Genomic DNA, 12176 nt, shown 5'->3' with positions numbered 1-12176 from the left:
TGCATAAGCTAAGTGTCGAGGCGCGAGGGCCCGTCCGACTCACCACAGCACTCCCAGCTCATCACCGCGAATGAGGGAGTTCAGGCGCACTCCCGTCCGCATTTTCGGTCCGTTCCCCCGGCTCCGACGGATCGGCGGGCCACCACCGGCCCCGCCGAGCGGCCCGAGCTTATCGAAAATCATTTTCATTAGCAATCCGAGAACGCAGCCAATAGTCGTCCGGCAAGCCCGAAAAGTTCCGGCCCGCGGCGTGCGCGCCGCTAGTCCCCCTCCCAGGAGCCGGGCAGCAGGGGCAGCACGGGCCCACCGCCGAAGTCATCGCCGGTGAGCGTCGCCAGCCCGGTCGCCGCCCGGGCGGAACCCTTGCTCGCGGTTCCGGCGAAACCCAGGGCTCCGGCGCCCCGATCCGATGCGAGCGAGGAGCTGGCCGGCGCCGCCGGATCCTCGGGCTCGCCATCGGGGTCCAGATCCATGAACTCGTAGCCGCGGTAGCGATCTTGCAGGCCCGCCTGCCGGCGGCGACGCGCCCGCCGCTGCTCCCGCGCCGATGCCGCGGCCGCCGCCGTGGCCGCCGCGGAATCGGGCTCCGGCGCCTTGCGCGGCACGCCGGCACTGGTTCCCGAACCGAAACCCGCGGTCGGCCCGCCGACCAGGTATGGGAACGCGGCGCCTTCGACGCCGGCGGGGGGTGGCGACGGTGGGGCCGCGGGTGCCGGCGCCGAGGCCGGCGCGGGTGCCGGGGCCGAGGTCGGGGGCGAAGACGGTGCCGGCGCCGTGGCCGGGGCAGCGCTCGCTACAACCGGAGCGCGGCTGACGACTGGCGCATCGGGTGCCGGCGCCATCGGAGCCGGCGCAGCGACGGGAACTGGGGCAGGCTGGATTCCGGCCATCAGACTCAAGCCGGCTATGCCCCCCGCAAATCCACCCGGCACGATGAACGGCACGGCGGCGAGCTGTGGGAACGCCTGAAGGGCCTCGCCCACGTGGGTGAACTCGTCAGCGATGAGTCCGGCGGGCCCGAAAATGTCTTGTAGCAGATCCTCTAAGGCGTCGGCCGGGTCCGTGCGAAACTCCGCCAAATCTCTGGCTATGGTCTGGAAAACCTCCGTGAATCGGTTGATCCACCAGCTGAGCTGGTACGGGTTGCCGCCGTCGTTGTCGATGATTCCGTCGTCGTCACTGTCTTGGCCGCTGTCGGCGGCCTGCACGATTTGTGGCGCGGGCCCCGTTTGCGGCGCCGAAGCCACCGCGGCGGTGGAGACCGCCTGGTAGGTGGACATCGTGGTGGCCGCCTGGACCCACATCCGCGCGTAGTCGGCCTCGTTGACCGCGATCGGGATGGTGTTGATGCCGAAGAAGTTCGTCGCCACCAACACGCCGTGAACGGTGTGGTTGGCCGCCAGCTCGGGCAGCGTCGGCATCGCGGCCAGCGCCACGGTGTAGGCCGTCGCCGCGGTCTCGTGGCGGGCGGCGGTCGCCGCACTGTTGGCGCTGGCCCCCATCAACCAGGCGAGGTAGGGCGCGTGGGCGGCCGCGTACTGCTCGGCGGTGGGTCCCTCCCAGGCGCCGGCCTGCGCGGCGGCCAGGGTCGCGGAGAGCTCGTCCGCCGTCGAGGCGTACGTGGTGCTCAGTGAACTCCACGCGGCCGCGGCGGCCAGTAGGCCGGCCGCGCCGGGGCCACTGCTCAGCTGGGCCGAATGGACCTCCGGGGGCAGCGCCATCCACACCGGTGCGGTCATCCCGCGACTCCTCGCCGGGCTGAGACCGTGCCGCCCGGGCTGTTGGGCGGCACACCGATCAGCCCGGTATTAGTCGGGGGCGGGCACGCGAAAGTTCCCGCGCGGGATCAACTCATCGAGAACACATGAAAAGCCCGGGGGTCGGGTCAGCCCTTGACGGCGCTCACCAGCGTGTTACGCGAGACCATCGACCCGGCATCCGTGTCGGGCCCGGGCACCGGCCTGCCGTTCTGGGCCAGGAACTCGGCAAGCGGGGTGCCGACGGCGGTCCAGCCCCGGTCACCGAACCACTCCGTGGCCGGTGCGATCCGCTCGTTGTAGACCAACTGATAGAACGGACGCTCGGCACCGTCGGCGCGTTCCGCCTCGCGTTTGGCCTCGAAGTCGTCCTGGTCGAGCGGCGCGCCGTCCTCGACCGCGACGTGGCTGCCGGCGGCGGCCAAGTTGTCGATGCCGGTGAACAGCTGCTCCTCCGCGGCGGCCGGGAGGTAGATGAGCAAGCCTTCGGCTATCCACGCCGACGGCCTGGCGGGATCAAAGCCGCTGTCGCGCAGGGCCTGCGGCCAGTCGTCGCGCAGGTCCACCGCGATCTCGCGCCGCTCGGCCTTGGGTTGGGCGCCGTGCCCGGAGAGCACCTCACGCTTGAAGTCGAGGACCTGCGGTTGGTCCAGCTCGAAGATCGCCGTCCCGGCGGGCCAGTCCAGCCGGTAGGCGCGCGAGTCCAGTCCGGCCGCCAGGATGACCACCTGGCGCACGCCCGCGCCGGCGGCGCGGCGGAAGTACTCGTCGAAGTATTTGGTGCGGGCGCCCTGGAAGTCGACGAAATGCGCGCCCCAGTCCGGAGTCTTCAGCTGGTGGTCGGGGAGCTCGCCGTCGAGCACGTCGGCCGCCCACCCGCCCACGGCGCGGCAGAACAGCTCCGCATAAGGGTCGACGGCCAGCGGGTCCGGCTTCTGCGCCTCGAGCGCTCGGGCGGTCGCCACGAATAAGGCCGTCGAACCGACACTTGTTGTGATGTCCCAGGTATCGCCTTCACTACGCACGAATTCGACAGTACCGGCGGTCGGCGACCGGCGGCCGGTCAGTGGCCGGCCGCGGGGTCGGCGGAGGCAGCTAAGCAGCCTTTCTCGGACCTATCCTGGTTAGGCGGTTGCGCCGCCCACCGGAGGGGGAACATTGTGAAGTTGGCCGAGGCGTTGTCACTGCGGGCCGATGCGCTGCGGCGTATCGAACAGTTGCGCACACGCATCGTGAGCAGTGCCCGCTATCAGGAGGGCGAAGAACCCGCCGAAGACGCGGCGGCGTTGCTCGCCGAGGTCGAGGGCGTGCTGGGCGAGTACGAGGTTTTGATCCGGCGGATCAATCGCACGAACGCGGCGACGACGATCGGCGCGGACGGCACGCTGACCGACGCGTTGGCGCGCCGCGACGCTCTGCGCTGGCGTCACCATGTCCTCAAAAGCGCAGCGGACGCTGCTGCCGGGAGCTCCCAGCAGGGCTACTCTCGTCAACTGCGGTCCGAGCTAAAGATGTTGTCCGCCTTGACCGTTGCCGATGTGCGCGCCCAGGCTGATCAGGTGGCCCGCGAGCTTCGCGAGCTCGACGTGCGGATCCAGCGATCGAACTGGGAGGTAGACCTGTTGGAGTAAGGGAGCCGGGGTGTAGCAGGTAGGCGTCGCGGAGGCGCGCACGAGCCCTGGCCGGCGGGCCAAGTCCGGTCTCTCCTGGCGCACGAAGGGCAGTGCAGGGGGTTCGACTCCCTCCTCACATCGCAGCCCCGCATCGCGCACAGGTGACGGGGCACAGCGCACAGCACATCACCGCGTGCGGATCCGTGACGACGAGGGTGGGCACGGGGCATACACCGAGCGAATCGGCGGCGGCCGGTCCTCTCTGCCGGCGGTTGCGACGTGACGAGGAGCGAGGCGATCGCCGCAGCGACGGCAACGGTCTTGAACCATCGATGCGGCTCGTTGAGCGGCATCGTCAGCGGATCTGGTTGGCGAGCTTGGTGACCAGCGCGCTGTTGAGATAAGTGGTGGCGGCCGGGCCGCCGGAGTTGAGGGCGGCGATGGTGGCGGCGTCGTCGACGATGACCAGGGTGCCGCCGAAACTGCTGTATCTGGCGGGCAGGCCACCGTATCCCCCGCCGCCGGCGGCGGGGTCGGTGCGGAGCAAGAGCATGACGTCGCTGCGTTGGGCGATGTAGTCGGCGTCGTTGATGTTGAACGGGACTTGCGCCGGACCGCCGGGGCTGCGCTTGTAATAGGCGTTGTAGGTGAAGCCGATGCTCTCCAGGTAGCCGCTCGGCGGAGAGGGGGTCACGGCGGCCGTCGTGGCGGTGCCGGTGTAGTTGACCACCACGATGGACTTCCCGGAGAAGGCGCCGTGCTCGGAGCGGATGGTGTTCTGTTCGGATTGCGCCTTGTCGATAAGGGTTTTGGCCGTGCCCGTGCGGCCGAGGGCGGTGGCGATCCAATTCAGCTGCGCCTGCCAGGTCCAGTCTCCGGTGTTGTCGGCGGGCTGGGCGAGAGTGGGCGCGATGGCCGACAGCGCGTTATAGGTGGGTTGGTCGATGTCACCGGTGTCGATGATCAGGTCGGGCTTGGCGGCGGCGATCGCCGCGGTGTCGGCTGCGGCGAAGACCGGCGGGGATGAGTGCACCAGTGGTTGCAGCCAATTCGGAACGGTGGCGTTGGCCGCGTTCATCAGGACGGGCTGAGCGCCCAGCGACAGGACGGCATCGGGATCGCCGGGCCCCAGCGCGGCGACGGCCATCGGGCGGTGTTGGATCTTGACGGTGCCGAATTTGGTTGCGAGCGTTTGCGGTTCATAGGGGCCCAGGCCGCCGCCGCTGCCGCCGAACAGATGGATGCCCACGACGGTGGCGGCGGCCAGCGCCGCGACAAGAACGATCGCGGCCACGACGAGACGAGTCCGTTTGCGCCGCATGGCTTTCGGCGACAAGTCGGGTCCGCCGAACGAGGGCGGCATGCCGGTAAACTGTGGGGGCGCGCCGTGGTGCGGGGCCCCGACCGCTCCGCGCGGGTCATACGCGGGCCACCCGGGCGCCGGCGCCAGCCCGGGGGGCGCGGTCGGTGGATAGGTCACCGTTGGATTGGTCGGGTTGCTGGTTGGACTGATCGCGTTGCTTGCCGGTGGCCCGGTGGGGCCGGGACGCGTCGCCGGGGTGCCGGTCAACGCTGCGGCGGTGGCAGCCGCCAGTGCGCCGGCGGTCTGGAAGCGCTCGGCGGGGTCCTTGGCCAGCGCCCGGGCGATCACGTCGTCGATCTCGCGGGGCAGGGCGGGGTTGACGTCGGTGGGGTGCGGAATGGGCCGCATCAGGTGTCCGGCCAACATCGCCGACAACGAGTTGTCCTCGTAGGGGGTGCGGCTGGTCAGCAGCCGAAACAGGGCGCACCCCAGCGAGTAGATGTCGCTGCGGGGGTCGGCCGCCCGGCCCTCGATCGTCTCCGGGGCGGCATAGGCGGCGGTGCCGACCATCGAGCCCGTGGCGGTCAACGTGGTGGCGTCGTCGAGGGCGCGCGCAATCCCGAAGTCGGCCAACAAGACTCGTTCGTGGTCGCTGCCCGGCGCTGATACCAGGAAGTTTCCGGGTTTGATGTCGCGGTGCAGCACCCGCCGGGAGTGCGCATAGTCGAGTGCGGCGGCGACGTCGGTGACGATGCGCACGATGCGGGCCGGGGTGAGGTTGGCGCGGTCCAGGTCGTTGGCCGCGGTTCCCTCGACGTACTCCATGGCGATCCACAGGTGCCCGTCGTCGGTTTCGCCGCGGTTGTACACGCGCACGATGTTCGGATGGTTCAAGGTGGCGGCCAGGTCGGCCTCGCGGGTGAAGCGGACCCTGAACTGGTGGTCCACGGAAAGCTCGGCGGACAGGATCTTCAACGCGTCGCTGCGGGGCAGTGTCGGGTGGCGGGCCAGGTACACCGTGCCCATCCCCCCGGAACCGAGCACACCTTCGATACGGTACCCGGCGATGACCGTTCCGACGGCGAGAGGCATCAGGCGCTCATTTCCCGGTGAGCAAGCGGTATTGGGCGGCCATCATCTGGTGCAGCGCGTTCTCCTGCTCGTTCTGCATCTCGTAGGCGTAGCGATCCGCGCGCGCCACGCACCAGTAGCCCAACGCCTCATTGAAGCATCTCGCCTTGGGCATCCCGCTTATCCCGCCGACTTGGTGTGGGCCGGACATGTCGGCGACGATGCGCGCCGCCGCCCCGGCGTCCGGGGTCTGATAGACCCTCGTTTCCAGCACGTAGGCAACCTCTTGTACGTTGGCGGACTTGAACAATGCCTGTAGGTGCACCGGGTCATCGGCCTCCAGGTGTAACGCTCCGTGCGCGTCATAGATGCCGTCGTTGATCGACTCGTTCTCCTGTCGGGGCGGCACGGTGCGCGCCATCAACCCGTCGGGATCCAACGGCAGCTGAGCCATCCGATCCGGCGGAGTGGGCTTGAAGGCATCGATTAGGGGCTGCTGCAGATCCAGGGTGGTGGCGATGAATTGCGCTGCGACGTCGGCCGTGTCGTCCGACGTCGCCGTTTGGGCGAGGAGGTATTGGCCGTGGGCGCTCAGGGCGGTCACCGAGAAGCGTGGGCCACCCGGGGCGGGGTACTGTGCGGTCCAGCGGAAAGTCAGTGCGGCCGTCCCCGGATAACGTGGAATCGAAAAGGGCTGTGTGGGAAGCGGTTTACTGTCAAATGGCATCGTCAGGGTGATGCCCTTGGCGGCCATGTCGGCGGCCGCGGCGATCGCGTCGGCGGGGCTGGCCAGCTCCAACACAATGTTGAGCAGACCCTTGTAGGGGCCCTTGTCGGTATGCCGTGAGCTGGAAAACCCGGCCAGCAGGTTATGGCCCCGCAGCGCGTCGCCCATCGGGATGCCCAGCAGCGCGTTCACCCCGTCGGTGTCTTTCACCACGCCGGAATCGATTTGGGCGTAAGCCGTCAGGTCACGGTCGACCTCCCAGGGACCGACGACGGCGCCGGCCAGGCGGCGTCCTTCGGCCCAGCCGCCCCGCAGCGCGTCGCCGGCCGTGCCCAGGGGGTCGCGCGGGGTGGTGGGGAAGTTCCCGGCGTCGAGCAGCGCGAGGTCGACACCGTCGGAACTGTCCGACCCGGGGACTTTGACGGCGGTTCCCGCGACGGTCGAACTGCACGCGACCGTCAGCGCCGCGACCGCGACGGCGAGGATCAACGGGCGGGTAAGGCTCGTCATGGCGCCGTCAACATCAGGTATTGGGCCGCGACGATCTGGTGCGCCTCTACCTCTTGGGCGGCAGTGACTTTGAACGCGTAGCGGTCGGCGGTGCCGAGGCACAGGAAGCGCACCGTGCCCAGCTCGGTGGTATCGGGCCCGCGGTCGAAGCAGCGCGCCGAGGGCAGCCCGTTGACGCCGGGGGCGGAGCGGTAGCCCAGGAAGGGAACGTCGATGCGGGCGAGCCCGTCGACCGCCCGCTGGGCGCCGGTGGTGTCGACGGCCTCGTAGACGGTGGTGCGGTCGGCGGCGACGTGACCGATGCCGGCGTCGGCGAACATCTCCTCGGTGGCCACGGGGTCGGGCCGAAATTGCAGCGCGCCGTGCGGTGGATAGACCGTGGCCTGGTTGACGCCGGGGTCGGTGGCGGGCACGGTGCGGGCCAGCAGTCCGGTCGGGTCGGCGGGCAGGGCGGCCAGCTGGTCCACCGGGGTGGCCTGGAAGTGGTCGGCCATCGGGCCTTGCAGGTCAAGGGTTTTGGCGATCATATCGGCGGCCGCGCCCGCGCTCTCCTTGGAGCCGGCGAACTGAAAGAACACGTAGGGGCCGTGAGCGGTGAACGCTTCGGCTTCAAAGCCGCCCGATAAGGGTGCCACGTTCGCCACCGTGTCGGAGTAGCGCGGGATTGGCAGCCGGGAGGCCGGAATGTTACCCGGCCGGATGGTGGCCACGTCGGCGGCGGCCATGGCCGCGGCGGCGTCGGTGGCGTCCTGCGCGCCGGGGAACCGGAAGACCCCGTTGTCGAGGATCTTGGGCTTGTCCGTCGGGGGCTGGCCTCGTGGGGGTGGCGGGGTGGCGCGCCCGCTGACGAAGCCGGCCACGAAGTGATGGGCCGCCGCGATCGCGGCGATCGAATCACCGCGCACCAGCGCCGAGAGCCGCCCCGCCTCGGGAAGCGCTGTGGTGGGCGCGATTTCGGCACTCAACGGGCTGATCAGCGTCCCGTCGACCTGCCAGGGGCCGGCCACCATGTCCGCCATTCGCTGGGCTTCTACGCGGCGCCCGGCCGCGTCGTCGGTCACGGTGCCCAGTGGCGGGCGCGGCCGGCGCGGATAGTTGCCGGGGTCGAGCAGCGCCACGTTGGCCACCGGCGGCGCGGGACCGCCGGACTTGACGGCGCTGCCGGTGACCACCGTCGAGCAGCCGCTGCCCAGCACGGTCACCGCGGCGAGCGCGGCGATCTGCAACGCCGGCGCTCGCAGCCCGGCGCGAATCCGTTTCTCGGCCGCGCGGATTCGGCACCACTCGGTCCCGACGGCGTCCGGGGCGGCAGTGCGGTGCGGATAGCCGATCCGCCGGGAGCGGTTGAGCGGCGCGTGCCCATCCCCCATTCCTATCCCCTCGTTTCGGCGCCCACTGCAGGCCACCCGCGGCGATCCCGACCAGACCAGCAGAATGTTAGTCGCTGCCACCAGCGCATCGGATTCGTTCGCTGAATTTGCGGCGGGTTAGGCGTTCAGCCCGCGGTGACGCGCTCGGCCATCCGCGTGGCGATGGTGATCGCTTGATCGGTGCGGTTCTCGCCGCAGCTGCGCACGTCGATGACGATGTTGTTGCGCGCCGCCAGGGCTCGCTGGCACTGCCAGCCTCCTGCACCCTCCTGGGTGTTGGTGATGCTGAGTATGCCGTCACGGTTGGTGGCGGTGCCCGCTATCCAGACGCTGGTCGGCTCCCGGCGGGTGGTCAGGTGCAGGCTGGCGCCGTTGCACCTCGGCCACGCCTGCGCCTGCTTGGCGGCGAAGTCGTTGGCCGCCTTGGCGGTGGCGAAGTAGATGGCGGCGCTGTGGTTGAGGTGCCGGGCGCCGTCGCGGTCCTGCAGCGATTGCGTGCGAACCCCGATCCAGCCGCTGCCGTCGAGTTCCGATTCGAGTGCGGGCGCCTGGATCTCACCGCATTCGGGCCGATCGGTCGTCAGGCCGCTGTAGGCGTTGTGGTCGTTGCCCGAGTCGGGTGCCGGCGCGATATCGGTGGCGCCCTCGATGCTGTTGATGGTCGCGACGTCCAGCAGCAGGCCCGGCAGTGCGGACAACGGCACCGTGGGCGCCTGCGGTGCCGGGCCGGGGCCGACCGGTCCCGCGGAAGTCGTCGGCGCCGGCATCACTGTCGAACTCGCCGTGTCATCGGGACTGGCGGCCACGTTGATCGCCAACCCCGCGCCGGCGAGGGTGACCACGACCGCGGCCCCGATCGCGATCTGCGCCCAGGTGGGCCAGCGGCGCCGCGGCGCGGGGGCGAACGCCGGCGGGTAAGCGGGCGGGGTGCCCCAGGCGGGCATCCGCGGCGGCATCGGCGGCATCGGAGGTGGACCGGCAGTCCGGAATGGCCGGCGGGGCAGGACGGCGGTGACCTCCTCCCCGGGGCTGGGCGGTGTCGTGCGGGCCATCGGGGGGTGCGGGCTGCTGGGCATGAGGGTCCTTCGGAACGGGGTGACTGCGCGGGCTCTTCCGCGACATGCTTCAAATTGAAACACAGCGCTAGGCGCTGCGCAATGTTTATAAACGTTGCACTGCTGCGTTTTTGTTGCTAGCGTCACCGCCATACCGAACGATCTGGCAGGAGGACCCCATGAGCGCTGCTTCGCCGCACCCCCAAGCTGAACCGTCGAGCGGCGCACGCCTGGCGCGCGCTGTGCGTTGGGCCCTCGTCGCCGCCCTCGGGCTGGCCCTGCTGCTCACCGGCTGCACCGCGACCACCACCGGACATCCGGCGGCCGCCGCTGACCTGGGGCGCTGGCAACCGCCGGCAATCCTGCCCCAGCATCTCGCCGATCTGCTGCTCAAGGAGAACGACGTCAACGCGATCGCGCACACCACCGGCATGGCGGTACGAAAGCCGGTCTCGCGGATGTGGCACGACGACGAGACGATCTCGGACCCGAGCTGCGTGGACGCCTACGCGCCCGCAGAAGCCACCGCGTACCGGGGCACTAACTGGACGGCGGTGCAGGGGCAGATACTCGATGACGCCACACTGGTCGTGCGCGAGCACGCGCTGATGCAGGTACTGATCGGCTTCCGTGACGCCGATTCGGCCCGGCAATTCTTCGGCCAATCGAAAGCACGCTGGTCCGCCTGCGCCAACCGCTCCATCATCGTCACCCCGCCCGGCCACGCCGTCACCACCTGGGATCTCGGCGACCTGCAGGCCACCGACACCACCTTGGCCATCCTGCAAACCCAGCCCGGTGGACGGGGCTCCACCTGCCAGCGCGCCGTCGGACTGGTCAACAACGTCATCGTCGACACCCTCTGGTGCGGGTTCGACACCGCTACGCAGGCGAGCGACATCGTCTCGAAAACGACCGCAGTGATCGCGCAAGCGTGACGCAGCGGTCACCCACCCAATCCCCCACCCATTACGGAGGAATCATGTCTGCGCCGCACCACGACTACCGGCACCCTTACGGCTACGCCCAGCCGCGTCCCTACCCGCAGGCGCAGCACGCCTCGCGGGCCGGCTATCCGCCGCCGCCCCCGACCGGCAACCAACCGCTGTATGCGGTACGGATCAGGAAACACACCGGCGCGGTGGTTCTGATGTTCAACCAGGCCTACACGGTCACCGGGACGCTCGCCCAATGCGAGGCCGCACTGGACAACGCCCTGCTCCACAACCTGCTGGCCGGGTGGTGGAGTTTGGCCTCCGTGCTGGTCTGGAATTGGGTGGCCCTACTCGAAAACCACAATGCGCGAAAGCATTTGCGGCGCCAGGCCGCCGCGCGGGCGTACACCGCGCCCGCCACACCGCCCGCGCCGCCGGTGCCGCGCTAACTGGTCGTCAGCTGGGCGATGAGATTCTCGATGGCCCGCGCGGCCTCGGGCGCGACGGCGCGCTCGGCTTCGGCGTCTTCGAGGACGGACACCGGCAGCCCGGCGCCGTTGGCCGCCTCCTCGAGGCTCAGCTCCGCGCGGTGGCGGGCGCCATAGAGCCGCTGGCCCAGGGTGGCCGCCGGTGAACGCGCCGCGCGCATCATCAGGTCGTTGTAGCTGCGCCGCACGCCGCTCAACGCCAGGATGACCGACGGGCTCCCTTTGGCGTTGCGCGCGGCGCTCGACGCCAGCCGCTCCAGCCTGCGGAGGTCGGCCAGGGTTTTCGTGGCCTTGGGACTGAAGTCGGGATGGGCCGGGTCGGGCAACTCGGAGATGGCGGTCAGGAGCGTGTGCATGGCCAGCTCCACCGTCTCGGCCATTAGCGGCGCCTGAACGGAGTCGGTGAACGCCTCGGTGGCCTCGTCCGCGGCGGAGGCGACCGGCCCGCCGGTCCTGATGGGACCGCCGGTGGGCGCCGGGGCCGCGCCGCGCCGAACGCGGGTGATGTGGCCGGTGGGCCAGTCCAGCACCCGCTCCAGCTTCTCCAGCGTGGTGCGGCGCGGCCAGCTGCGGCCCTTCTCGAAGTTGATCAGGGCGCCCGCGTTGATGATTCCGTCACGGTCCAGGCTGCGCTGGGAGATCCCCAATTGCTGACGGCGTTCAGCGACCGCGCTGCCCGCGCGGATGACGCCGGGGTCGCTTTCGTCGTCCCACCACTGTTCGTCCTCGGCCTCGAACGGGCGCATGACCTGGGTCGATTCGTCGAGCGGTACGTCCGATCGCTGCTGTGGGGTGAGCGTCACGGCGACCCCGTCGGGCGCACCGAGACAGATGGTGGTGGCGCCGGTGATCAACACGGAGCTGCGGCGTACCCCGTCGACGAACATCCCGTTGGTGCTGGTGTCGAATGCCTGCCAGCCCTCGCGGTGCGGCTCGAGCCGGATGTGCGACCGCGAGATCCGCTCGTCGTCCACCTCTACCGTGGCCCCGGCGTCCCGTCCGATGACGGCGACGCCGGCCGCGGGCGCCAGGGTGCGCGTCGCCTGACCGACCCGCACGGTGAGCGCGGTCGTCGGTTGGTCGGGTGTCACCTGGTCGCTCCCCGGTTGTGTGGGCACCGCGCTGCGGTATGACTCGGTGCGTTACTGCTGCATGCTACCTCTGATTGAGGTGCACCCGTGCCCGGAAACCCGCTACACGGCCACGGCGACGCCGGGCCGCGACCGATTTGCGCTTCGGTTATCGGGGGTATCAGCAGCTCAGAACGCGCGTGGGCTTCCCGCGACCCTGACCAGAGGCCGGTCATCGTGCACTGTTTTAAACCGTTGCGCCGCGCTGCTGCTTTGG

At 70.0% G+C, this 12176-nt stretch carries 10 protein-coding genes; 3 read left to right on the top strand and 7 right to left on the bottom strand.

The features are described from left to right. Positions 1-260: 260 nt before the first annotated feature. Entirely contained in the window at positions 261-1739 is a 1479-nt protein-coding gene (locus tag A5691_RS12090; RefSeq protein ID WP_068015226.1) for a PPE family protein, read from the bottom strand. Between the two features lie 146 nt (positions 1740-1885). Beyond that, complete coding sequence (locus A5691_RS12085) at positions 1886-2782, bottom strand: class I SAM-dependent methyltransferase (RefSeq protein ID WP_068015230.1); 897 nt, start codon at positions 2780-2782, stop codon at positions 1886-1888. A 135-nt stretch (positions 2783-2917) separates the two neighbouring features. Between A5691_RS12085 and A5691_RS12080 the strand changes: the two genes are divergently transcribed. Then, on the top strand, positions 2918-3388 hold the full coding sequence (locus A5691_RS12080) for a DIP1984 family protein (protein WP_067757565.1): 471 nt from the start codon (positions 2918-2920) through the stop codon (positions 3386-3388). Positions 3389-3725: 337 nt separating this feature from the next. Here A5691_RS12080 and A5691_RS12075 read toward each other — a convergent pair whose 3' ends face one another. The 4 genes from A5691_RS12075 to A5691_RS12060 all read right to left on the bottom strand — a co-directional run bounded on the left by A5691_RS12075 (position 3726) and on the right by A5691_RS12060 (position 9427). Further along, entirely contained in the window at positions 3726-5765 is a 2040-nt protein-coding gene (locus A5691_RS12075) for a serine/threonine-protein kinase (protein WP_068015234.1), read from the bottom strand. 7 nt (positions 5766-5772) lie between these two features. Next, on the bottom strand, positions 5773-6981 hold the full coding sequence (locus A5691_RS12070; RefSeq protein ID WP_068015237.1) for a hypothetical protein: 1209 nt from the start codon (positions 6979-6981) through the stop codon (positions 5773-5775). Further along, entirely contained in the window at positions 6978-8351 is a 1374-nt protein-coding gene (locus A5691_RS12065; protein ID WP_231982297.1) for a hypothetical protein, read from the bottom strand. The genes A5691_RS12070 and A5691_RS12065 overlap by 4 nt, the downstream gene beginning before the upstream one ends. Positions 8352-8476: 125 nt before the next feature. Next, positions 8477-9427, bottom strand: a complete 951-nt coding sequence (locus A5691_RS12060; RefSeq protein WP_197694369.1) for a sensor domain-containing protein — start codon at positions 9425-9427, stop codon at positions 8477-8479. 158 nt (positions 9428-9585) lie between these two features. Here A5691_RS12060 and A5691_RS12055 point away from each other — a divergent pair, with 158 nt between their 5' ends. After that, positions 9586-10344, top strand: coding sequence for a sensor domain-containing protein (locus tag A5691_RS12055; RefSeq protein ID WP_082950266.1), 759 nt, complete (start codon positions 9586-9588; stop codon positions 10342-10344). A gap of 44 nt (positions 10345-10388) precedes the next feature. Continuing rightward, positions 10389-10790 (top strand): hypothetical protein, encoded by a 402-nt coding sequence (locus A5691_RS12050; RefSeq protein WP_082950270.1) that lies wholly within the window; start codon positions 10389-10391, stop codon positions 10788-10790. Here A5691_RS12050 and A5691_RS12045 read toward each other — a convergent pair. Beyond that, positions 10787-11920 (bottom strand): FHA domain-containing protein, encoded by a 1134-nt coding sequence (locus A5691_RS12045; protein ID WP_197696184.1) that lies wholly within the window; start codon positions 11918-11920, stop codon positions 10787-10789. The two genes, A5691_RS12050 and A5691_RS12045, sit on opposite strands and share 4 nt — an antisense overlap. Between the last annotated feature and the right edge of the window lie 256 nt (positions 11921-12176).

The sequence above is a fragment of the Mycobacterium sp. E183 genome, assembly GCF_001667735.1.
GTDB lineage: Bacteria > Actinomycetota > Actinomycetes > Mycobacteriales > Mycobacteriaceae > Mycobacterium.
This window is presented reverse-complemented; position numbering and strand designations above follow the sequence as displayed.

What these genes read in the sequence shown, in the direction of transcription:
- A5691_RS12090 (WP_068015226.1), bottom strand. Translation starts at nt 1,739, where the DNA reads ATGACCGCACCGGTGTGGATGGCGCTGCCCCCGGAGGTCCATTCGGCC.
- A5691_RS12075 (WP_068015234.1), bottom strand. Translation starts at nt 5,765, where the DNA reads ATGCCTCTCGCCGTCGGAACGGTCATCGCCGGGTACCGTATCGAAGGT.
- A5691_RS12070 (WP_068015237.1), bottom strand. Translation starts at nt 6,981, where the DNA reads ATGACGAGCCTTACCCGCCCGTTGATCCTCGCCGTCGCGGTCGCGGCG.
- A5691_RS12065 (WP_231982297.1), bottom strand. Translation starts at nt 8,351, where the DNA reads ATGGGGGATGGGCACGCGCCGCTCAACCGCTCCCGGCGGATCGGCTAT.
- A5691_RS12060 (WP_197694369.1), bottom strand. Translation starts at nt 9,427, where the DNA reads ATGCCCAGCAGCCCGCACCCCCCGATGGCCCGCACGACACCGCCCAGC.
- A5691_RS12055 (WP_082950266.1), top strand. Translation starts at nt 9,586, where the DNA reads ATGAGCGCTGCTTCGCCGCACCCCCAAGCTGAACCGTCGAGCGGCGCA.
- A5691_RS12050 (WP_082950270.1), top strand. Translation starts at nt 10,389, where the DNA reads ATGTCTGCGCCGCACCACGACTACCGGCACCCTTACGGCTACGCCCAG.